Consider the following 23984-nt stretch of genomic DNA (forward strand, 5'->3'; position numbering starts at 1 on the left):
ATGACCAAACAATTTGCTGTAATTGGAAATCCGATTGAACAATCCCGCTCACCTGAACTTCACCATGCGTTCGCAGCAAAAACTGGGGTCGACCTACACTATAAAAAAATCCTTGCACCCTTAGATGGTTTTGAAAATGTCGCCAAAGATTTCTTTGCGCATAACGGCATCGGCATGAATGTAACTGTACCTTTTAAAGAACAAGCCTTTGCTCTTTGCGACCAACTGACTGAACGTGCCAAGATCGCCAAAGCAGTAAATACGTTGTGGATGCAGGACGGCAAACTGTATGGTGATAATACCGATGGCCAAGGCTTAGTTGCAGCAATTCAGGCGTTGGGCTGGGAACTTAAAGAGAGCCGTATTTTAATTTTAGGTGCTGGTGGTGCAACCCGTGGTGTGATCTATCCGTTGGTACAGGCAGGTGCAAAACAGATTGTTATTGCTAACCGCACCCTCGCCCGTGCTGAGCAATTGCATGCAGATTTAAAAGATGCAGTCCCGCAAACAGAGCTAAAAACCATTGGCTTAGATCAATTGACAGGTGAATTTGATCTTGTGATTAATGCGACATCCGCAAGTTTAACTGGAGATACACTACAACTGCCTGAAAGCTTAGTGTTCCATCATGCTTATGAAATGGCTTATGGCAAACCATCCAGCTTTCTAGATCAGGCCAAACAACGCCAAATCCCTTCTACTGATGGTTTCGGTATGCTGGTCGGCCAAGCAATTGAAGCATTTTCGATCTGGAACGGGGTAAAACCAGAACTAAAAGACTTTTTATAATCTTCAAAGCACAAAAATAAAAAACCTGCACTTTGCAGGTTTTTTTATGAAGGATAAAGAAATTATTTAACTGTCAGCATTTTCTGATAAACCTCTTTGAAAATCTCATAATCAATAAATTCGTTATGCTCGATTTTTAAAGACTGAATCGACTTTTCAGACAATTTATTCCTACGGGCATCCACATACACTTGCCCTAAGATATTTGCGGTTTGTCCAAGTAAGACTTTTTCCTCACTTGAAGCGCCATTCTCTTGTTCGAACTGGATTTGATATTGCTTGGCAAATAACTGCTGTGGTTGCTTATATTGCGCTTGTAGCTTTTTCCACGCTTGGCGATCTGTATCACCACGCATAGCATCCAGTACAATACGATTCACTGCTTGCCCCAGTTTGTCATCAAACTGATCTTCGTTTTCAAGATGATGTTTCTTCTGTAAAGCTTCAATGCTTTGCAGGGCTTTCCCTTTTGGATTATAAACCTCTTCATTGGCATACCAGTATGCATATACAGTAGCAATTTCTTGCAGCTCTTGACTTGAATAACGCTGTACAATTTGTGGTGCACTTTCTGTCAATTTCGCAATGAATACTGCTTTATAGGTTTGATCATAAGCATGCGTTGCATCATAGCGTTGTTCCGCAATTACTTTCAGTTGATCTTCCAAAGACATGGTATATGGTTCTGCTGAACGTTCTTGAACCCCTGCTTGACCTAATTTCTCAGAGAAACTGTTCACTGCTTGTTCCAGCATCGAGCCTTTGCTTGCTTCTGACCAACTCTTCGCGCGTTTCAATTGTGCCTGATCAATTGGGGTGGCTTTGCCATAATTTGAAATCAACATATCTGCTTTGACACTAAACCGTGACTTCAATTCAGATAAGCCATAGTTCAAATCATAGTCTAATTTAACCGCACGCCCTTGAGCATCCAAGCCGACATCCATAACAAATGGATTTCGTTTCTCAACTGGTGGCAATGCTTTTGCAATATCCGCTTGATGCTTAATCCAAAGCGCCTTAAATGCCTGATCATCAATAAATTGATTTTGATCATATGCAGCAAACTGTTTTTCGACAGCTTGTAATTTAGTGATATAACTCAAGAAACCAGATTCTGCTTTCTGCTCACCAAAGACATCAATGTCATACATACTTTGGCAATATTGCGCATCACCATATGTGATTTTCGGCGTATTTTGCAGGGCTGTACATTGCTCCTCAGTTAAACCCGCCTGTTCATCTTCAGCGACAGTGGCATCAACCGTACTATCATCCGCAGCAGCCTCGGCATAGGCCTTCTGCGCTGCTTGTGTTACATCTTCCGCCGCATCTGCGCTCTCATCAGCATAATCTTCTTCGGCATCTTCAACACCAAAATGTTTATTCACCAACCGATACAGTTCTTGGCTCACCACACTAGCATCATCAGCCGAATCTTTCTTATCCAACAATGAAGCGGCTTTAGTTGATTTAGATGAGCTTGCAGCATCAACTTCATTGGCAATCAGTTTCTCAAGATTCTCTTCTTTAATATTGAGAACACTTTGCATGAAGTATTTTTCATTGACCTTGCTATACAAATTGGCTTGTAAAATCAGTTCTTCAATTGAGCTTTTTAAACGGATTTTCTCGACCACACCAGCTGCTTGATCAGCAGAAGAAACCGATAGGGCTTGAATGTTATTTTGATCTGCAAGACGGTAATAGACAGCGCCAGAAGCTTTCACATATTCAGCAAATTTCTTGTAATCCACTTGCTTGAACATATCCTGATACTTGGAAAAATCTAAATAAGCCAGATTATTTTGACTATCTTTATTGACTAAATAGGGCATCAAAGCAAAGTAATTGATATAAAACTTATAGTTATTTAAATCTAATACCATCGGTATTTTAGCTTGTACCAGCAAAGTTGGCTTTTCATAACGTGCTGTCAGGTTAAATGAGCCCATTTTCTGACGATAATGCACTGAACCATCATACTCAAACTGCATGTCATTGAGAACATTGGCCATAATTTGGGTGAACTTATCGACTTTAGATTGACCATAGCTTTTTTGTTCTTGTTCAAGCGCAACATACAACGCCTGTTTCTGTTTACTGTTTAAATTAACCTTTTGATCTCGTAGATACTGATCAACTTTTTGTTTGAGCACTGCATCTAAAGGTGCATTGTCTACTTTGGTATTTGTGTTATTTTGCTGCGGTTCAACCTGAATATTAAATTTGCCACGGTAATCATAGCTTGGATATTCATACATCGCATTAATACTATTAATTGCCTTCTGTTCCAGATTAGTAGATGCTGAATTGGTTTTAATGACATGTTGTGAACATGCAGAAAGACTTAGACCCATTAAGCATAAAGTTAAATATTTTATACGCATAGCTTTACCAAACACCTTTATATCATTATATTTTCAAGTATAAAATTGAGTACTTTTCACGTTTAAAATCAGTTTTGAGACCAATAGAAAAGTGATTTTTTACAAATCTCCCTTTTAGGAAATTCGCTTTTCTGACATTCTTTTCCCTAGTGGTTATCAATGTATTTTTATCACCATTATGAATAATCAAAGTATCGAAACAGATAATCCAAAATGATTCAAATACAGGATTAAGATTATGCCAGCTTATAAAGCCCCGCTCCGTGATATTCGTTTCTTAATGAACGAAATGTTAGATTATCCAGCACATTACCAAACTTTGACAAGTGGTCAAAATGCGGATGCTGAAACAGTTGATATGATTCTTGAAGGTGCGGCAGATTATTGCGAAAACGTACTTTCTCCACTCAATCAATCAGGTGACGAAGAAGGCTGTACTTTTAACAACGGCGAAGTGACAACGCCAAAAGGCTTTAAAGAAGCGTATGACCAATTCGTCATGGGTGGTTGGCAAGGTCTTTCTTATCCAGAAGAGTTTGGTGGTCAAGGCTTGCCGATGTCTTTAAACCTGATCAAATCTGAGATGATGGGAACGGCGAACTGGTCATTCACCATGTATCCAGGTTTAAGTACTGGCTGTATGAACACGATCATGCAGTTTGGTACAGATGAGCAAAAAAATACCTATATGCCTAAACTGGTTGAAGGGACTTGGTCAGGCACGATGTGCTTAACTGAACCACAATGTGGTACAGACTTAGGTCAAGTTAAAACTAAAGCAGAACCTGCTGCTGATGGCACCTACAAAATCTCTGGGACTAAAATCTTCATCTCTGCAGGTGAGCACGATTTAACAGATAACATTATTCACATCGTATTGGCTCGCCTTCCAGATGCGCCAGCAGGTACACGTGGTATTTCTTTATTCATCGTACCTAAGTTCATCCCAACTGCGGATGGTGGCGTAGGTGAGCGTAATACTGTTTCTTGTGGTTCAATCGAACACAAGATGGGGATCAAAGCCTCTGCAACTGCAGTGCTTAACTTTGACAATGCAACAGGTTACCTGATCGGTGAAATCAACAAAGGTTTACATGCCATGTTTACCTTTATGAACACTGCTCGTATCGGTACAGCAGTTCAAGGTATTGCACACGCTGAACTTTCGTTCCAAGGTGCTTTACCGTATGCAAAAGACCGTATGTCTATGCGTGCCCTTTCTGGCAAGAAAGAGCCTGAGCGTGTAGGTGATGCGATTATTCACCATGCTGATGTTCGTCGTATGTTGTTAACGCAAAAAGCAATTGCTGAAGGCGGCCGCTCAATGATCTATCATGCTGCAAAACTTGCAGACAAAATGACAGATGCATTGGTCAATGGCGATCAAGCAGCATATGAAGCTTATGATGACAAACTTGGTTTCTATACACCTATTCTTAAAGGCTTCTTGACTGAGCTTGGCTTAGAAGCAGCAAACCACGGTATGCAAGTATACGGCGGTCATGGCTATATCCGTGAATGGGGTATGGAACAAATCGCACGTGATGCTCGTATCTCAACCTTGTACGAAGGTACCACAGGTATTCAAGCACTCGACTTAATTGGTCGTAAAGTACTTTTAAGCTCAAAAGGTAAAGTTGTTCGTGACTATACTGCTGAAATCTTAAAGTTCTGCGCTGCACATGCACGTAACAAGTATCTGCGTCGTTTTGCTTGGGACTTAACTAAGCTTTGCGCACAATGGAATACCCTAACTGTCCGTATCATGCTTGCTGCACGCAAAGACCGTGACATCGTTTCTTCAGCTTCTGTTGATTTCTTGATGTTCTCTGGTTATGTGATGATGGCTTACTTCTGGGCACAACAAGCAGTGATTGCTTCTGAGAAATTAGAAGCAGGTGATGGCATCGAAACACCTGAATTCTATAAAGCAAAAATCAAAGTTGCAGATTTCTACTTCGACCGTCTATTGCCTCGTGCGCAAGGACATGCAGAATCTATGGTATCAACCTCTCGCACTTTGACTTCACTTGCACCTGAACACTTCAGCTTCGACTACTAACTACTAATCGACACTGTAATCAAAAAGAGCGCTTAATGCGCTCTTTTTGATTTTGAATACAGATTATTATTCAACTTTCTTAAACACATAGGCTTGTTCTGGGAATGGATACTCTTTAAAAAACTTACGGTTACGCCCATTATCGCCATTCCAAATCTTATCCAGATCCATCACCAAGTCCTGATTCGGACTGACTTGATAATACAAGTTAACATCCGCAGCATCACAGCGAATCATAATTTCATTCAGTTCTTTATGCACATGCCACTGGACCTGCTTACAGGTCTGCTCAATCTTGGCAATATTACGTGACGGATCTGAGCCAAGGCGGCTAAAACTGGTATTGGTCCAGAATACAGAGCCATCATCCATTAAATTCAGAATATATTCTGCTTCTTTCTCGTTATTGACACAGCCCGCAAATGCATCGCTACATGGAATACGCGCATGATAACGACCCGCATACACCAAATCGGCTTCTGAAGGTTTACTCAAATTATTTTTACGATCCGCAGAATACGGCAATGTTGCTTGACCAGCCACTTGGGTCAATGACAACCCTTGTGTATCAGATGCAACTGGCTCCTGTTCATCGGCCAGTACTTCGCTCGCATTACGACTCGATTGCATCTGGGCTTGTTGCTTCATTGGCTCGGGATGATGGCTATCACAAGCACTCAAACCAAGACTCAATAGAACTCCTACACTCACATACTGTAAGAATAACCTGAACTGCATATTCATAAATCTCTAACATCAATATCGTTATCGCGTGCTTTTCACAAACAGACCCCGAAGCTCGGAAAATATAGGGATCATTGCCGTGCTCGTCTATTCCCCAAATGGGTAATAGCCAATGCGATAGGACTGAAATAGCAAATTGACAAAGCAGTATGCTTTAATTCGGTGCATTTTAGGCGATACTGTTGGTTTTTCCATCAAGGATTTACACAACTTAACTAATTTCCCATCTGTTTAAACTTTAAAAAACTCAGTTCGACCCTATTTCTTAATTAACAGCATCCTAAACTGAAATAATTTAATTTTTTACTGCTGTTTCACGAATTTAAGGAGAAAAACTCGATGGCCAACTCTGGTTTATATCGCTCAAACCAACAAAGCATGATCGCTGGTGTGATGGGCGGTATTGCGGAACGATTTGGTTGGAACGCAAATTTATTACGCCTGATCTTTGTTGTGATCTCACTCATGAGTGCAGCCTTCCCGGGTATTTTAGTCTATTTGATTTTATGGTTGGTGATTCCAAAACAGCAGCAAGCGCGTATTGATCACGTACAAGGTTATTCACAACCTGTAAAAACAGTGTATGAAGACCAAGGCATAAAACGTTAATTTTCGGTTACCTTTTTGGTCGCTACGGTTGAAATTACCCCTAATCCAACCGTAGCTTTTTTTTACCTAAAATTTAGGCTTGACGATTGAGTAACTGTTGCAAAGCCGCAATCATATCCGCACGGCTGATAATCCCAATCAAGCGCTGTTCTTCAATCACGGGAATATAGTTGAATGACTTTTCTACAAAGTAAGGCACCAAATCCTGAATTGGCTGCGTAGGGCTGACCGTCACGACTTTATGGCTCATGATTTGTCGCACATAATGCTGCCAAGAGTTTCTTGGATCTGTTGCACCCTTAAACCATTCAACCACTTCATATAAGGCCAAAGTCCCAACCAAATGCTCTTCCGCATTCACCACTGGTAAACTCATTAAATTCACTGCTTTGAACTTGTCTAAGGCCTGATGAATGTCATCATGCTCATGCAGTTTAATCACATCTCGGCTCATAATATCTTGGCAGACGAATGAGTTAATCAAGCGCTCGTTGGCATGCGATTGTGCCTCTAAAATAATTTTTTCTAAATCGTACTGGCTAATATCCAAGAGTTCAGTGTGATGCTCTAAAGCATATTCAATATCTTTCGGTTGAATCGAGACTTTCTGGGTGGGTGTCGGGTCTTTAGATCGCTCATTCACATGGGCGGTGAGTGGGTAATAGCGTCCAATCAACCGGTTGAAGAACACTGCAAACAACAATAATAAAATCGAGTTCAGTAATACTGGGTACAAAATGAAATGGAACCCCAAGCGATGGACTGCTTCTCCCCCCAATACCGCAGTAATCGCCACTGCACCACTGGGTGGATGTAAAGAGTCTGTTGTCATCATCAAGAATATCGCCAACCCAACCGCAACGCTAAAAGCACTGGTTAAATCGGGTAGGTATTGTGTACAGGCGACGCCAATGAATCCTGCAAGCGTATTACCCACAATAACATTCCAAGGCTGCGCCAACGGACTGTTGGGTACTGCAAATAGCAGCACAGAAGATGCACCCATCGGGGCGATATACCATGCATTCATGCCACCTAGGACATACCAGCTAATCAAGGAGGAAATCGCCAAACCACATAAAGCCCCGAGACCAGAGAGCATCCTCTCTTTTAAAGGCAGTACTTTATAATTCGGTTTTAGAAAATTTAGCCAGTCTGATTGGGTCAAGCTCACAATGCACCTTGCTGGATTTGCGTGGTTCTACTCGATGCAGCAGTATACGCTTACTCCGGCTTAAGGTGTATTTAAATTACAGTTTTAAATAATAACTAAAGTTGCTCAGCCTAAATCTCATTAATTTAAATATTCTTTTAGCTGCTCCACTCGCTCTGCATATTTCTGCATCGGACAAAATTCATACATCGGTGAACCAATATAAGCACCTGCATTCCGGCACTCTTGATCTACAAAATTTTTCCAGAGCTGTTGTGATTTCATGATGTCGTTATATCGTTCAGGCTGCTTATATTGCTTGCTCTGAATTTTAATTTGATCCAGTAATTGTACGATCTGTTTGGTATAGCGTGTTTTAGCCCTTGTACTACAGATTTCCACCACTGCATTATTGATGTTACCCAACTTTAATTCTTGAATGGTTTCGTCAACACATTGGCTATAGGGATCAGTGGTTTTATCCTGTGCTTTGGCAAAAGCATGAGCACTCAAACACGTCATTGCAAGCAATACAACTGTGAACATTAATTTAGTCATGGATCTGCTCTTTGTTTTAATCATCTTCCAAAAATAGTCTCTAAGAAATATACACGGCCTATTTTTAAAACTTTGTGGCGGATAAACTTTTACCTTCTTCTTGTTATAAAACCATACAACAATGGATCAAAACATTATAGATATTTATTAAACAAAAACAGCTCAAATCATGAGCTGCTTATTCAAAATGATAGTGTTAAGAAACTTTTGCCACATCCAACCATGTAAAGATATTTGCTACGCAATTGAGTTGAATAATCTGCTTGATTTTTAGATTGTTTAAATCCAGCTCTACAATGGTTTTTACTTGTGTATCATTAAGGAAAACGGTATCTGCTGCTGCATTAACCACTAAATGGCTTTTCGCAAGTTCTGTCGAATTGACGTTTGCGATCACCTTGATTTGCAGACGCTTCCAGTTTTAACTATTAATCACATGCGCCACACCAGCGCTATCTGGAATCGCGTAGTTCTACTCGATGCAAAAGTATACGCCCAGGTGCCATTAAGGCGTATTTAAATTGTATTTTTTTAACCATACGCAAATCGAACCACTGGGATAATTCATTTTTACTAATTCAGGTCATATTTAAATAAAAGATATGTCTTTATGTATCTATCATTTTGATTTTTTCAGGGTTATTGATACTTTCAACAACATGTGTGTAATGAACACCCAGCATAAGCAAAATACCTCTAGCCACCGTCGAGCCAGTTGTTATTTTTATTTCCCATGATTTAGGAGCCCATATGATCTGACGGCGAGTTCACGGACTCTGTTTTAAGTTACTTCTATTTTGCTGATTTGCTTAGGCTTCTTTTAATTTTTAATGCCTATTTTTTATTCTCTATTTCATTTAGCACATCAAAGCGTTTTAAAAATGGTTGTATCTTCACGCTTTAATAAGGATATTGTATGAATGTACCTCACTTGGAAACCCCAACCAATGCAATGCCCAAAGGTCTATTAAAAGGCTGGATCATTATTAGCATTGCAACTTTGCTATCTTTGGGTCTCTATCAAATTTTACCTTATGATGAACATGCCAATAAAGGTTTGAGTCTTTTATTGTTTATTGCCATTTTGTGGCTAACAGAAGCAATTCACATCACCATTACCGCCCTGCTGGTACCTGTTTTGGCTGTACTGATCGGAATGCCCTCAGACAGCAATGGTGAGCTGGTGCCTATTAGTACCAGTAAGGCATTAAGCACTTTTGCTGACCCGATTATCTTTCTGTTTTTTGGTGGCTTTGCACTTGCAACAGCACTGCATATCCAAAAGCTTGATCGCAAAATTGCCATGTGGATTATCTCTATGTCCCGAGGGCATTTAGGTCTTTCCGTTCTGACAATTTTTATCGTTACCGCCATTTTGTCGATGTGGATTTCTAATACTGCGACAGCAGCGATGATGCTTCCTTTGGCACTAGGCTTATTATCACATTTAGATATCGCCAAAGAACGTAAGACTTTTGTCTTTATTCTACTTGGAATTGCCTATTCTGCTAGCATTGGCGGTTTGGGAACGCTGGTCGGCTCTCCGCCGAATGCCATTGCTGCCAAAGCACTGGGCTATGATTTTACCGACTGGATGAAAATCGGCCTGCCGATGATGCTAGTGATCTTACCTGCCATGTTAGTGAGCCTGTATTTGGCATTACGTCCAAAACTCAATCATAAAGTTGAGTTTAAAACAGAAGATATTCCTTGGACTAAAATGCGTATTGCCACCATGCTGTTATTTATTGGTACGGCAATGGCTTGGATTTTCAGTAAAAGTATCAGCGAAATGTTTGGGGTTAGTCAGCCAGATACTTGGGTGGCCTTGAGTGCAGCATGTTTAGTTGTAATTTTAGGAACTGCGACATGGAAGGACATCTCTGACAATACCGATTGGGGGGTCTTAATGCTATTCGGGGGAGGTTTAACCCTAAGTGCTGTCCTTAAAGACTCTGGAACCTCTTTAGTACTGGGTCAGACCTTAGCCAATGCCTTTGGCGATACCTCTCCTTTAGTGATCATTATTATTGTGGCTGCATTTATTATTTTCTTAACCGAATTTACAAGCAATACAGCGTCCGCTGCGCTACTGGTCCCTGTATTTGCGGCCATTGCCGATCAAATGGGGATGCCTAAAGAAATTTTAGTGATCGTCATTGGTATTGGTGCTTCTTGTGCCTTTATGCTGCCTGTTGCGACACCACCAAATGCGATCGTGTTTGGTACGGGCTTTGTACAGCAAAGTGAGATGATGAGAGTCGGCATTATCCTCAATGTGCTTTGTGTTGCGCTCATTTCAAGTTTTGTTTATCTATTCTTTCTCTAATAAAAAGCGCTTCGGCGCTTTTTTTATATTTTAAATAGATACGTCGTTACTCAAACATATTTTTCATTCAGATAACGCCAATAACGTTTCGGCAGATATTGCACATGTAATTTGATATTTTGACGTGCTTTAATATTGATACTATTAAAGTAATCTTTCCAAAGCTGATCATATAAAACCTCCTGATCATCAAGCTGCAGTTGAAAGCTTTGACTGCCGCCATTGTGAATATTACGATCAATCTCATTTGCATCCATACCAATCTCATGGACATCGTTCAAATCATAATAAAGTCCATATTTGCGCTGTTCATCATAAATCAGCCAACGCTGATCCTGATATCGACGTTTAAAATGCGGCTGAATCAATGGCAATACATTAAAATCGGGTCGAACTAAACTCAAAAAAAGCCCATCTGTGGTTTTCTTAAACCGTACAAAAGCTTCCATCCGATGCTTTTCACGCCCTACTTTTTTGGTCCACTGCGAAATCGCCAACACACTCGGATGTAAATAATCTTTTTCTATAGAATGCTGCTGTTGAAAGACATAAATACAGTAATTAAATAAATGCTGATAGGCATCAAGTGACTCAGATAGAGAAGCAAAATAAATCTGCTTTAATGCCGCTTTAGACAGTTTCTGTTGTAAAGCAGACCAAACCCGCTGTGCATGCTGCTCATGACTCGAAACCTCAATAACTTCAGAAAACAAGCCATGTTGTGCTGCATTCAATAAACAAAGCTGAACCTGAAACTCTTTAAATTGAAAAGCACGAAATACGCAGCTCAGTAAGCCTGCCATTGAACCATCAAAATAATAGCTTAGTTGCCCATTCGACATTGTTAAAACCCCAAGCTCAACTGAGGTGAAAGTGGCTTGATATATTTAGATGAGCCTTGGGTTAAAATCTGCTGACGAATAAAACCAGCAGAAAGTTCTTTCTGAAAGCGAGGACTGTCTTCACAACGAATAAAATACTGTGCACGTGAATAGGCCACACCTAACTGCTTTAATAAATCTACATGAATTTTGCCAAAACGACGCGCCTGTACAATTTTCTTGGCAGATTTCACCCCAATGCCAGGCACGCGTAAAATCATATGATAGTCAGCACGATTTAAATCAACTGGAAAATGCTCTGGATGCCGTAATGCCCAACTGAGTTTCGGGTCGACATCCAGATCTAGATGCGGGAATCGTTCATTGACAATTTCATTGACCTGAAAACCATAAAAACGCATCAACCAATCACTCTGATAAAGTCGATTTTCACGAAGTAAAGGCGGTGTAGAACCCACCGCAGGTAGGTAATTATTCTCGGTATTAATCGGGATATAGCCCGAGAAATAGACTCGCTTTAATTTAAATTCTTTATAGTGGCGATCTGCCATGAATAATACATCTTGATCGGTTTCCTGATGTGCACCAACCACCATCTGTGTGGTCTGCCCTGCGGGGACATATTTTGGCACATGCTTGATAATCTGACGCTCATCTTTAAGTTGAATCAAGCGATCTCGAACCAGTCCCAAATCTTTTTGTACTTCTTGATGTGATTTTTCAGGGGCAAAGGCTTTTAAACCGACCTCGGTTGGCATTTCTAAATTAATACTCATGCGGTCGGCATACAAACCCGCTTCATGAATCAACTCAGGTGAAGCTCCCGGAATGGTTTTGAGATGAATATAGCCGTTAAAATTCTCTTCCAGACGCAGTTTCTTGACCACTTGAAGCATGCGTTCCATAGTGTGGTCGGCCGACTTAAAAATACCTGAGCTCAGAAACAGCCCTTCAATATAGTTACGTCGATAAAAATTGATGGTGAGATCAACCACTTCCTGTACCGTAAATGCCGCCCGTTTCACATCATTGGAACGGCGTGACACACAATAGGCGCAGTCAAAGATACAGACATTGCTAAACAGGATTTTCAGCAAAGAAACACAACGTCCATCTTCGGTATAGCTATGACAAATCCCTGCCCGACTGGCATCACCTAGACCTTTGTCTTTATTTTTACGGTCACTGCCACTGGATGAACAGGACACATCATATTTGGCAGCGTCCGCTAAAATTTGCAGCTTTTCACGAATGCGATCAGACATTTCAAACGACCTGAGGAGAACAGAGAATATCGTTTTAAAATTAGCATTTCAAAGTTGTGAAATTAAGAGCATGTCAGATGCAATACGTCATGAGCTGACGTATAGTTATGGATCGAGGATTTGTTATGACCAAAACTTAACATAATTCAATGTAATAGCTTGATTAACTTCATGGAAAAACATAAGAATTTGAAATAATTAAAGATTTAAAAAATCATGAAACCCAAACTTCAAAAACTTGCTCAACCATTCACTCAAAAACTGATTGTTAGTAAAGCACAAATTTGGCGCTGTTTGATCCAAACACCCTTCTATGCAGGTGTTCCCATCTATTTTATATTTGTCGCTTTTTTGCACCTGATCATTACTTTTCCATAGAAATATTCAAAGTATTCTATGAGATGTTCTTGGTTGTCCTGTACATTGCATTGATCTATTTCATTCTTGTTTTTCTTCCAACCTATTTTGTGCAGCTGTTGCTACGAAAATACCAAGTGCTGCATTTCTTTTCCATTATGGCTTATGCCCTTTTATTTACTACTGTTGTCCCTAGCCTAATCATCATTTTCAATACAGCCCAAATCAATATCATCTCATTTAGATTTTTTCTGATTTTCTGTTGCCTCTCTCTCACCTTTGCTATCACCAACTGGATTTTATTACTGAGAAGCATCCATAAAGCTCAGAGAGCTTCAAAGCTGAAATTCCCTAAGTAGCCTTTGCCACTCCTCTACAAAATCCTTATACTTAAGCACAATTTTTGTTTGATTCCAGTGGATGCACCATGAGTCGTGCTATATCGCATATTGATACCTTTCAGGGCTTAATTCTTGCCCTACAAAACTATTGGGCGGAGCAAGGCTGCGTCGTATTACAACCATATGATATGGAAATGGGCGCAGGTACTTTCCACACTGCAACCTTCTTACGTGCATTGGGGCCAGAAACTTGGAACGCGGCTTATGTTCAACCATCACGTCGTCCGAAAGACGGTCGTTATGGTGAAAACCCGAACCGTTTACAACACTACTATCAGTTCCAAGTGGTACTTAAGCCAAATCCAGACAATATCCAGCAGCTTTATCTCGATTCATTAAAAGCCATCGGGATTGATACCCTCACTCACGACATTCGTTTCGTAGAAGATAACTGGGAATCTCCAACGCTTGGCGCATGGGGCTTAGGTTGGGAAGTTTGGTTAAATGGTATGGAAGTGACTCAGTTCACTTACTTCCAGCAAGTCGGTGGTATTGAATGTTACCCAGTGACAGGTGAAATCACTTACGGCTTAGAACGTCTGGCGATGTACCTGCAAGGTGTAGACTCAGTTTACGATCTGGTTTGGACCAAAGGTCAATTCGGTACCGTAACCTATGGTGACGTATTCCATCAAAATGAAGTTGAGCAATCAACCTATAACTTCGAATACGCGCCAGTCGATAAAATGTTTGAATTATTTGACTTCTATGAAGCTGAAGCGTCTCGTTTAATCGAAGCTGAATTGCCACTTCCTGCTTATGAGCAAGTGATCAAAGCATCTCATTGCTTTAACTTGTTGGATGCACGTGGTGCGATTTCGGTAACTGAACGTCAACGTTATATTTTACGTGTCCGTACTTTGGCGCGTTCAATTGCACAAAGTTATGTAGCGGCCCGCGCGAAACTTGGTTTCCCAATGGCAGAACCTCATTTACGTGATGAAGTATTGGCTCAACTTAAAGCACAAGTTGAAGCAGAAGCAGCCCAAGCTGAAAAAGCGAAGGAGAATAAATAATGACTCAACATACAGTTTTATTCGAACTTGGCTGTGAAGAACTTCCTCCAAAAAGCTTAAAAACTTTGCGTGATGCACTTAAAGCAGAAACCGAAAAAGGCCTAAAAGATGCAGGCTTAAACTTCGCTGCGATCGAAGCCTATGCTGCTCCACGTCGTTTAGCATTGAAAATTGTTGATATTGATGCGGCTCAAGCGGACACACAAAAACGTTTTGATGGCCCTGCGGTACAAGCTGCTTATGATGCTGAAGGCAAACCGACCAAAGCACTAGATGGCTTTATGCGTGGTCAAGGCATTACCGTTGACCAGCTTTCAACTTTCCAAGCAGGTAAAGTTGAAAAAGTTTGCTTCTTGAAAGATGTCAAAGGTCAAAGTCTTGATGCTTTACTGCCACAAATTTTACAGACTGCATTGGATAACTTGCCAATCGCAAAACGTATGCGTTCAGCGGCAAGCCGTACTGAATTTGTACGTCCAGTAAAATGGGTGGTATTGCTGAAAGATGATCAAGTGGTTGAAGCAACCATTCAAGATCATAAAGCAGGTAATGTGACTTATGGTCATCGTTTCCATGCACCTGAAGCAGTGACTTTGGCGCATGCAAATGACTACTTGGCAACTTTAGAAAAAGCGTATGTGGTTGCGAACTTCGAAAAGCGTCAAGCAACCATTCAAGAACAAGTGAAGAAGTTAGCTGATGAAGTGAGCGCCACTGCCATTGTGCCAGCTGACTTGCTTGATGAAGTAACAAGTCTGGTTGAATGGCCTGTTGCTTTACGTGCGACCTTTGAAGAGCGTTATTTGGCTGTTCCTCAAGAAGCTTTGATTACCACCATGCAGGATAACCAAAAGTATTTCTGCTTAATCAATGCCGAAGGTAAATTACAGCCTTACTTCATTACCATTTCAAATATTGAGTCGAAAGATCCGATTCAAATTATTGAAGGGAATGAGAAAGTTGTACGTCCACGTTTGTCTGATGCGGAATTCTTCTTCTTACAAGACCAAAAGCAACCACTTGCGTCACGTAAAGAAAAATTAGCCAACATGGTATTCCAAGCGCAATTGGGCACACTTTGGGATAAATCAGAACGTATTGCTAAATTAGCGGTGGCATTGTCTCCAATTACAGGTGCAAATGTTACTGATGCTGAGAAAGCTGCGTTACTTGCGAAATGTGACTTAACCTCTGAACTTGTGGGTGAATTCCCAGAACTTCAAGGGATTGCAGGTACTTACTATGCACGCCTTGAAGGTGAGAATAATGAAGTTGCAGAAGCTTTAGGTGAACAGTACTTACCTAAATTTGCTGGTGATGTATTACCGCAAACTAAGACAGGTACAACCATTGCCCTTGCGGATCGTTTAGATACGCTAGTGGGTATTTTCGGTATTGGTCAAGCACCAACAGGTTCTAAAGATCCATTTGCATTACGTCGTTCTGCAATCGGTATCTTGCGTTTAATCATCGAAAATGAACTTGATGTGACCATTGAAGAATTGGTTAACTTTGCCTTGCAAGGCTATGGCGACATCATTAAAGATCACGATAAAACCCGTACGGATGCAGTTGCATTCCTTGAAGGTCGTTACCGTGCCAAATATGAAGATCAAGGCGTTGCCGTTGATGTGATTCAAGCGGTTCAAGCACTTGCACCGAAGTCTCCTCTTGATTTTGACAAGCGCGTGACTGCGGTCAATCATTTCCGTACATTGCCAGAAGCGGCTGCATTGGCTGCGGCAAATAAACGTGTTGCCAATATTCTTGCTAAAGAAGCGACACCAGAAGGTGCTGTGGTTGAAGCCAATCTAGTTGAAGCTGCTGAAAAAGCGCTTTATGCCGAATTGTCTGCCCTCACGCCTGTGGTTCAGCCTTTACTTGCTGCGCGTAATTATACCGAAGCATTGTCTAAGCTTGCTGCGCTTCGTGCACCAATTGATGCCTTCTTTGAAGGTGTAATGGTCATGGCAGATGATGCAGAGTTAAAAGCCAACCGTTTACGTTTATTGGCTCAGTTGCGTGATTTATTCACAGCGATTGCAGATGTAAGTGTATTGCAGGGTTAAGCCTGTATTTATTAAAAAAACCTGCTAGAAATAGCAGGTTTTTTTTTATTTACACTTTTTATAAGACTATAACGACATGAAAAAATACGCTTTATTATTCCTGATTCTTTTAGCTATTGGGCAAAGTGCTTGTTCTTTAAATCCTAGTTCTAGGGCTCAGCCAGAGATAGAGAATCATCAAAATGTACAAGATCCTATCGCTATCGGAATGGCTCGAAGTGAATTTATTACCAAAGTGATTACACCAAGCTCAAGTAAATTAATTGGTGATCAACGAATTGATACTTTTATATTCTATAAGAGAGGTAACGCATCTAAGCTATATGGGCAAGCGTTATATAGTGGTTTAGTCGCAAGTACATTGCCCTTTGATTCACTAAAAGAAAAGGTATCAATCCCAGACTCAGCGTTTAGAGGAGACACAGCAATTATTCAAGTGATCTATGACTCATCAGATCGTGTCGAAAAAGTTGTAAGAATCCAATAAATCAATTTGAAAACTGGTACTGTCTCAATTTGCGCAATCTCATGCACCCACAATTATTGCATTCATTAAAGAGGCCATCGTAATAACGAATGTAGCTATATTGCAGGGTTAAACAATAAATGGCTCTCTAATGAAGAGATCTATGAAAGTTCCCGTCATTATTTTTAAAATAAAACTTCATCCTTTGTACATAACTGTATCAATTTCATATCATCCCCACTCTTTTCTTCTAACGAACGATAAGATATAAAATCTCGATTGCGATGCTATCGCAGAAAGGACAGAAAAGATGATGAATAAAGTAAAAATATTATGTTTAACCACTGCACTGATTGCATCTTCTTCTCTCTGGGCAGCAGACACAACTAGCACCACAAGCAATGTATCTAATGCTGTCCCTGAAAAAGCCATGCCCTATGGCGACAATCCAAGTCTAGGTCGTATCCTGCTATATAAAACAGGTAAAGGCATGCAGAATCTCGGTGATTCAATCCAAGGTGCATCAGAGAACACATCGCAAAAGATGAGTGAAAAATGGCAAGACACCAAGAAATATACGGAAGAACAATCTGAAGTTGTACAAGCCCAAACCGAAAAAGCCAAGCAATACACAGCTAAGAAATGGCAAGACACCAAAGATGCTGTGGTTGGCACCAATGAAGGCAATGTCCCGATCGAACGAGCTGAACTGAGTCAGTCTTCAAAAAACTAAATCCCAAAGCCTCTACAATGTAGAGGCTTTTTTTATAATGGGCAATTGAATGAAATAGTGCTCTATTAAAATCTGACGCAAACAATTCGCTTATATTGCTTCGGTTATAGTGATTTGAAAAATAGGCTTTAAATTTACAGTGTACGCTCAAAACATTCATTGAACTTCACGGGTTTTGCCGACAGACTAAATCCTATAAATTCATCGGACTGGAATTTTGCACATGACGCAACGCACTTTCAAAATCATTCTTCTTTCCTGCATCAGTGCAATCAGTTTTACTGCTTGCTCAGTACTCTCTACACAGAACAATGGCACACAAACATTACAGCAAGTGAACAATATTGGTGCCACACCATCCACTGAAGGTAATATTGCAAAACTAAGCAAACAAGGCCAACACTGCAACATCGAATTTACGGGATATTTTGATGGCGGTCAGGCGGTTGAACATTGGAGCTTTAACCAAAATGGTTTAATTTCAGCAAGCTCTACCACTAAACACTATAAAGATAAAATGCTTGCTCAACCAACAACCGCAACAGCCTTTGATGTGCAAGATGCGACTGTTCAAGCCAATTTTCACAAACTACAAAGTAACTTTAGTGCGGATAAGCTAGCACAATGTCATTAAGCCTATAAAAAAACGCGTTGCATCTATCTCTAGCTGCAACGCGTCATGGCTTTTAAACTATTTTTTGGATCGATCTTTAAACTATAAAATAATCTTAATTCGAACTGAGTCCACTGGTTGCAGACAGTAAATCAATACGTGGGAACACCAAACCAGTTCGCGTATCGGTAATCGGTTTACCTGTAACTCTTAAACGATTTACGGTTTGATCGATGGTCTCTGATGGTGTCACGCCATTGGCACGTAATAATGCGATTGCCCCTGCAACATGAGGCGCTGCCTGTGAAGTTCCACCTTGAGTTTCACCACCCGCGGTAATCATTGCACCTGGTGCCAATAAAGTCACCAGTGAGCCACCATTACTAAAGCATGTGATTTTATCGGCAGCTGTGGTTGGATCAGAGCATTTCAATGGATTGCCCCAAGACACCCCACCAATATTACTATCGTACACCGCACCTACTCGTACTGCACCTTTCACACAGGCTGGTGAAGAAATCCCATCGGCGAAGGCATCATTACCCGAAGCCACTACAGGTACAACACCTGCTGCACGCGCATTGGCAAAAGCCGTACTATAGCTACTATTGCTACATTCAGAGGTATATTTCACCCCAGGTACACCCAAGCTTAAATTAATCGCTTTAATGTTATAGGTTTGTGCATTATTTACGGCCCAGTTAATGCCTGCCAGAATATCACTGTCATATGCTGTACTTGCCCATTGCCCTTGTGATCGAACTTTTCTAAACACATCAATCCCAATAATTTTGGTTTTAGATGCAACTTTGGCAACAATCCCAGAAACGTTACTGCCATGTCCATCATCATCCAAGCTATTGTCATCTGGTGCGCTATCAAAGGCATAGACCACACGACAAGTTGAAGCTGGGGTATTGACTGCAGTACAGCCAAAGTCAGCATGTTTATAATTCACCCCAGTATCAATCACCACCACACTCGAACCCTCCCCAGTAAAGCCATTTGTAACCGCTTGAGGTTGGTTAATTAAAGGTAGACTTTCCATTGTGGTCGGGACATTTTTACGGTTTGGATAAACACCTTTTACCGTCGGATCATTTAACACTTGCGCTAAGGTTTCACGATTTTGAATACGATATAAGCCCAAAGGCAAGCCATTAAACTCGCGTAAGGTTTGAAAACCTGCTGCGTTGCTAAATTTATTTTTGAACTGACTTTTACCATCCGCGATCAGGCTACGTTTTTCTCGCCCTAAAGTAGTGCTCGTTGCACTGCTATCGTATTCAATCAGTAGATCATTTGAATCATTGTCGACTAAGGCATCAATATTAATTTTGCCATTCGACACTTTATTTAATGCTGCGGTGCTGAGTCGTTGTTTGAGTTGAACAGCATCGAGTGCTGCGGCAGAGGTTGTGGTGGTATAAAAAGCACACAAGCTTAAAAGTAGTAAGGTTTTATTGTTCACTATTGATCTCCATCGTTCTTGGATAAAGAACGGTTCTTAATATCTGTTTTTCTTGGATAAAAGAAACCCAGACGATTTAAAGTTTTTTAATTTCATTGGCTGGATCAGTGTCAGGATCAATCGGTTGTATCGAAGGATCGCTTTTCGTATCATAAAATTGGGTATCTTTTTGAGTTGTCTCCAATTTTTTCAACATATGTGATGTGGTATGTTCGGTTGTGTTCACCTCCTGTTTGGTTAAAACGGTTGAAATATTCCCTGAATGATCAGGGCTGATCTGATAAATTGCGGTATCGTCTGTTGAACTGGTCGGTTCGGCAGGTTCAAAGTAGAAAACCACCACACCCAGTGCAATCAATACAATTAAAAATGCTGCGATCTGTTTCATTCATATTCTCCAGCGCTTTATTTACTGGCCATTACTTGGTTTTCAATTCTTTTTCTATAAATAATGCGAATACAATTTAAGATTCACTTTATATTTCACATATATCTTTAAATAAAATACGATCTGAATCGTGGGTTTATAAAAAATATAGCGGCATCATGGTGTTTAATCTTGTGCTTCCTAGTGCAAAATTTCTACGCACAGCAAACACGATGAAAAAAATGAAATGACTAAAAAAGTGCAATCACAATTTCACATAGTTATACCAAGCAATAAAAATGCCATTATTTTGATCTTTTTTGAATCGGTTTAAAGCTGGGCGAATTCAAACATGAGGTGCGACAGTTTGAAAAGTCTTATGATAATCAACAAGCTGAGCAAATTTCTCTAATGGTGTAAGCCAATCTAACGCTTTTCTAGGACGAGTATTCAGTGACATGGCAACTTGATTTAAATAATGCTGATCTGCCTGATTTAAATCAATCCCTTTAGGTAAATATTGCCTAATTAAACCATTCATATTTTCGCATGTGCCTTTTTGCCAGGGTGAATGTGGGTCACAGAAATATACATCTATGCCTAAATCTTCTTCAAGTATTTTATGTTCTGCCATCTCGCGTCCACGGTCATAGGTCAACGTTTTACGCAGTTCTGCAGGTAAATATTTCAGAGCTTCAGTTAAAGCCTTGCGCACTGATTCTGCCTTTGCATCAGGTAATGTTGCCAAGATACAGAGCCGTGTATTTCGTTCAATAAGTGTTGCTATCGAACTTTTATTGTCTTTACCTTTAATTAAATCAGCTTCCCAATGACCCGGTATTTTTCTTTCTTGAACTTCGGCTGGGCGCTCATGAATAGTTTTAATATCCTGTAATATAGAATCTTTTTTAGGTTCACCGTTAGCTTTTCGCTTTTTATTTTCATGACGCAGACAGGATAATAAGTCTTTTTTCAACTCACCCTTTGGTAATGCTCGTATCGTTGAATAAATCGTTGTATGGCTTACATTCATTGTTTGATCCAAATCAGGAAATGTCTTTAAACGCTTTGCTATTTGCTGAGGAGACCATAAACAACGGATCGCTTCAACAATAAATTTCCAGAGGATTGAATCGATTTTGAGTTTTCTGTGACCACGTCTACGTCTAGCGAAGGTGTTATCAGAAGCATATCGAGCTTGATAAACGTCATTGATGCTATTTCTTTTAAGCTCACGATAGATCGTACTAGGATGTCTTTTAATGAGTTCAGCAAATTTTCTGGCTGAAAAGCCTTCTTTTCTTGACTCAAGCATTAATGCAGTACGATCTTCAAAGTTAAGATGATGGTATGACAATTTTATATACTCCATAAACCCTTTAAATTAATTAGGTGGTTTATGTCGCACTTCAAGTTTTACTCTGCCCTATTTATTTATTCATAATTTTCATATTATTTTTGCTAAAACATAACCAAATCACGATTACTTTTTATCTTAATTTTTTTCCGAAACTGATGAGTAACAGAAGCCTATATGATTTTAAAAATGATCTTTTTCACGTTCTTATGCGTGTAATCGCTCTCCATAATTCCCTTCTAAAGTGTTTTTAAGCTGTAATCAGGTTGTAACGTTTTGATGAAATCCATAGATTTCTACTTTTTGCTGGCTATGATGCAATTGCGTTAATGAAGTACCCCAATACGGTACATCGCTTAAGGAAATCGCAATGAAAAAAATGATCAAAACAGCTATCGTGACAACCTCTATCCTCGCTTCTGCTTCAGTTTTTGCGCAGAACGTAGGCGCAAATGCCAGTGGCTCAGCTGAAGTCAATGTACAATCAGGTGGCCTACTTAAAGGTGTCACAGGTGCAGTGAAAGGTACAGCACAAGGCGTCGGTCAAGTGGCTCAAGGTGTTGGTCATACTGCACATAATGTCGGTCATGCTGCGTTAAATACTGGCGTTGCAGCCACGCATCAAACCGTTAACACGGCAACGAATGTTGGTGCTAAAGTCGCGAATAAAACAGGTGAAGTCGTAAAAAATACCAAAGACTATGCTGTAGAGAAGGCGGTTGATGGTAAAGAATTCGCTGCAGATACGACTGCAAATGTAAAACAGCGCATTGCGGATAAACAGGCAACTTCTAAATCATTGAATTTGGAAGCACAAACCAATGCCAAAGCACAATTGAATGGCAAAACAACTGCCGTAAATGCAAAAACAGGTTTGAACGCTGATAAAAAGAACCTGCAAACAGGTGCGAATGTTGGCGTTAAAGTATTAGGTGTAAATGCCAACGTCAATACCAATGCAAAAATTGGTGCGAATTAATACGCTGTAAAATATCAAAAAGCCCTTTGAACGTTCAAAGGGCTTTTTTATTGTCATTGCAACGCTCAGCAAAGTTGTAGCTTGGTTTGCTCGTCCGCATTATTCTCAATGAATTGAGTAAAGCCAGATGCATCACAACTTAAGGTCAGTTGCTTATAACTCAAACTATAAAAATCGGCGTAGTGTTTAAACACCAACGGCGATTGATCCAGCGCAAAAGGTTCGCCCTCTTTGACCAATTTGTGAATTCCACGATCATTCATGCTCAGTAAATAATATTCATCATTCAATCTGAGCTTCACCAAACTATTAGCAGTCAGGTTTAATGGCAATAGATAGGCTGGATTGGCCGCAATGATCTCAGGGTTATAACTCTCTAATTTCAAGCTTGCCAAATTAAAGACCAAAAACTGATTCTGCACATTCACCACATTGGCGGCTTGAGTCTCGCTATGTTGTGCAAAATGCAGATGTACGCCCAGCTTATGTAAATTCTGTTCAGTGCCTTGTTTTAGATTAAACAGCTGCTGTACCAGTTTTTGTTTGAGAGCAGCATCAAAATAACGCTCATCTAAGGCAATGTCGTTCTGTTGCAGTATTTTTAATAAAGCCTGATTATGGCGCGGCAACAAAGCATCCAACACATGTCGATAATAGAACTTACTTTGCTTTTTAACCTCTCGAACCCGCTTATAGAAATAAGTGATTTCAAATGGTTTAACCACAAAATCATTCAACAACTGAGAACTTGCCAAGACCGAAAGTGCTTCATGTCCTGTAAATGGCAAATGTATCACATGCATTTTAGGCAATAAGGGTTGGATCTTTAAAAAATGCTCTTTATCTTCGGCATAGTAAGGATCATAGACGATAATATATTCACGCGATGAATCTACTTCATCTACCTGAATCTGCATGTCTTGATGGATAGACGCATCAAAAAACTCAGCATAACGGCGATCTTGTACCACACTAGGGTCAATAGAATACTGCGGTACAAAAGCCACAATCTTTTGCATATTCAATAAATTTGAATATTTGATTGCAGCATAACCACCCATTGAGCCGCCATAGCCGACAATGCCTTTAAATTGCTGCAAAATCGGTTGAATCTGCTGCTGCATCTGCAACATGCTACTTTTCGGAAACCATGATTTTTGCTTCGGCATAATGCCGATCACATTGTATTGATATTTTATTAAGGATTTTTCAGCATTAATTGACATGCCTTTAGCGCGACTAATCAAATCGCCAAACGAAATCACTAAAGTGTCACTTGAACCTTTTAAAAAAATAACGCGAATATGCTCATCTTCAAATATTATTTGCTTATCCATGCTCACACTGAAAAGTTAATCCTAGGTCTGTAGCAAAAAGTCACCAAATGATGGCTTTGCCAAACCATAATTGCGGA

General features: G+C 40.2%; 21 protein-coding genes. 10 read left to right on the forward strand and 11 right to left on the reverse strand.

Annotated features, from left to right (window positions below; all coding sequences use genetic code 11):
* Complete coding sequence (gene aroE, locus F896_RS18530) at positions 1-789, forward strand: shikimate dehydrogenase (protein ID WP_016162230.1); 789 nt, start codon at positions 1-3, stop codon at positions 787-789.
* A gap of 62 nt (positions 790-851) precedes the next feature.
* Here aroE and F896_RS18525 read toward each other — a convergent pair whose 3' ends face one another.
* Positions 852-3179, reverse strand: a complete 2328-nt coding sequence (locus tag F896_RS18525; protein ID WP_016162231.1) for a hypothetical protein — start codon at positions 3177-3179, stop codon at positions 852-854.
* A 238-nt stretch (positions 3180-3417) separates the two neighbouring features.
* Here F896_RS18525 and F896_RS18520 point away from each other — a divergent pair, with 238 nt between their 5' ends.
* Positions 3418-5241: an acyl-CoA dehydrogenase C-terminal domain-containing protein gene (locus F896_RS18520; protein ID WP_016162232.1), complete on the forward strand. Its 1824-nt coding sequence runs from the start codon at positions 3418-3420 to the stop codon at positions 5239-5241.
* A 66-nt stretch (positions 5242-5307) separates the two neighbouring features.
* Here F896_RS18520 and F896_RS18515 read toward each other — a convergent pair whose 3' ends face one another.
* Positions 5308-5979, reverse strand: coding sequence for a hypothetical protein (locus F896_RS18515; protein WP_016162233.1), 672 nt, complete (start codon positions 5977-5979; stop codon positions 5308-5310).
* 345 nt (positions 5980-6324) lie between these two features.
* On the opposite strand from F896_RS18515, the gene F896_RS18510 reads away from it, so the two are divergent.
* Positions 6325-6594, forward strand: a complete 270-nt coding sequence (locus F896_RS18510) for a PspC domain-containing protein (RefSeq protein WP_004804053.1) — start codon at positions 6325-6327, stop codon at positions 6592-6594.
* A gap of 73 nt (positions 6595-6667) precedes the next feature.
* On the opposite strand, the gene F896_RS18505 is transcribed toward F896_RS18510, so the two are convergent.
* The 3 genes from F896_RS18505 to F896_RS0119570 form a co-directional block, all read right to left on the reverse strand.
* Positions 6668-7768 (reverse strand): HPP family protein, encoded by a 1101-nt coding sequence (locus tag F896_RS18505; protein ID WP_016162234.1) that lies wholly within the window; start codon positions 7766-7768, stop codon positions 6668-6670.
* A 120-nt stretch (positions 7769-7888) separates the two neighbouring features.
* Positions 7889-8305, reverse strand: coding sequence for a lysozyme inhibitor LprI family protein (locus F896_RS18500; protein ID WP_016162235.1), 417 nt, complete (start codon positions 8303-8305; stop codon positions 7889-7891).
* A gap of 196 nt (positions 8306-8501) precedes the next feature.
* Complete coding sequence (locus F896_RS0119570; protein WP_032881983.1) at positions 8502-8702, reverse strand: hypothetical protein; 201 nt, start codon at positions 8700-8702, stop codon at positions 8502-8504.
* A gap of 519 nt (positions 8703-9221) precedes the next feature.
* On the opposite strand from F896_RS0119570, the gene F896_RS18495 reads away from it, so the two are divergent.
* The gene (locus tag F896_RS18495; protein WP_016162236.1) at positions 9222-10634 is read left to right on the forward strand and encodes a DASS family sodium-coupled anion symporter; all 1413 of its coding nucleotides are present in this window, start codon (positions 9222-9224) and stop codon (positions 10632-10634) included.
* A 50-nt stretch (positions 10635-10684) separates the two neighbouring features.
* Here F896_RS18495 and F896_RS18490 read toward each other — a convergent pair whose 3' ends face one another.
* Both F896_RS18490 and F896_RS18485 read right to left on the reverse strand, forming a co-directional pair.
* Positions 10685-11476 (reverse strand): TIGR03915 family putative DNA repair protein, encoded by a 792-nt coding sequence (locus tag F896_RS18490; RefSeq protein ID WP_016162237.1) that lies wholly within the window; start codon positions 11474-11476, stop codon positions 10685-10687.
* A 2-nt stretch (positions 11477-11478) separates the two neighbouring features.
* Positions 11479-12741 (reverse strand): putative DNA modification/repair radical SAM protein, encoded by a 1263-nt coding sequence (locus F896_RS18485; protein WP_016162238.1) that lies wholly within the window; start codon positions 12739-12741, stop codon positions 11479-11481.
* A 784-nt stretch (positions 12742-13525) separates the two neighbouring features.
* Here F896_RS18485 and glyQ point away from each other — a divergent pair.
* The 5 genes from glyQ (at position 13526) to F896_RS18460 (ending at position 18417) form a co-directional block, all read left to right on the forward strand.
* Positions 13526-14515, forward strand: coding sequence for a glycine--tRNA ligase subunit alpha (gene glyQ / locus F896_RS18480; RefSeq protein ID WP_004775941.1), 990 nt, complete (start codon positions 13526-13528; stop codon positions 14513-14515).
* The gene (gene glyS / locus F896_RS18475; protein ID WP_016162239.1) at positions 14515-16584 is read left to right on the forward strand and encodes a glycine--tRNA ligase subunit beta; all 2070 of its coding nucleotides are present in this window, start codon (positions 14515-14517) and stop codon (positions 16582-16584) included. Before glyQ ends, glyS begins: the two co-directional genes overlap by 1 nt.
* A 76-nt stretch (positions 16585-16660) precedes the next feature.
* Positions 16661-17071 carry a hypothetical protein gene (locus F896_RS18470; protein ID WP_016162240.1) on the forward strand — a complete coding sequence of 137 codons (411 nt, stop codon included), beginning with the start codon at positions 16661-16663 and terminating at the stop codon, positions 17069-17071.
* A 289-nt stretch (positions 17072-17360) separates the two neighbouring features.
* Entirely contained in the window at positions 17361-17783 is a 423-nt protein-coding gene (locus tag F896_RS18465) for a hypothetical protein (RefSeq protein WP_016162241.1), read from the forward strand.
* 223 nt (positions 17784-18006) lie between these two features.
* Entirely contained in the window at positions 18007-18417 is a 411-nt protein-coding gene (locus F896_RS18460; protein WP_016162242.1) for a hypothetical protein, read from the forward strand.
* A 94-nt stretch (positions 18418-18511) separates the two neighbouring features.
* Here the strand turns inward: F896_RS18460 and F896_RS18455 are convergent, their stop codons facing one another.
* From F896_RS18455 to F896_RS18445, 3 genes are all read right to left on the reverse strand, one after another.
* Positions 18512-19867, reverse strand: a complete 1356-nt coding sequence (locus F896_RS18455; RefSeq protein WP_016162243.1) for a S8 family serine peptidase — start codon at positions 19865-19867, stop codon at positions 18512-18514.
* A 76-nt stretch (positions 19868-19943) separates the two neighbouring features.
* A complete protein-coding gene (locus F896_RS18450) occupies positions 19944-20255 on the reverse strand; it encodes a hypothetical protein (RefSeq protein WP_016162244.1) in 312 nt (103 codons plus the stop codon).
* Positions 20256-20580: 325 nt separating this feature from the next.
* Entirely contained in the window at positions 20581-21549 is a 969-nt protein-coding gene (locus F896_RS18445; RefSeq protein WP_014538385.1) for an IS30 family transposase, read from the reverse strand.
* Positions 21550-21961: 412 nt separating this feature from the next.
* Between F896_RS18445 and F896_RS18440 the strand changes: the two genes are divergently transcribed.
* A complete protein-coding gene (locus tag F896_RS18440) occupies positions 21962-22570 on the forward strand; it encodes a hypothetical protein (protein ID WP_016162245.1) in 609 nt (202 codons plus the stop codon).
* A gap of 65 nt (positions 22571-22635) precedes the next feature.
* Here the strand turns inward: F896_RS18440 and F896_RS18435 are convergent, their stop codons facing one another.
* Entirely contained in the window at positions 22636-23907 is a 1272-nt protein-coding gene (locus F896_RS18435) for a hypothetical protein (RefSeq protein ID WP_016162246.1), read from the reverse strand.
* Positions 23908-23984 lie beyond the last annotated feature (77 nt).

Source organism: Acinetobacter genomosp. 15BJ, assembly GCF_000400715.1.
Lineage (GTDB): Bacteria > Pseudomonadota > Gammaproteobacteria > Pseudomonadales > Moraxellaceae > Acinetobacter.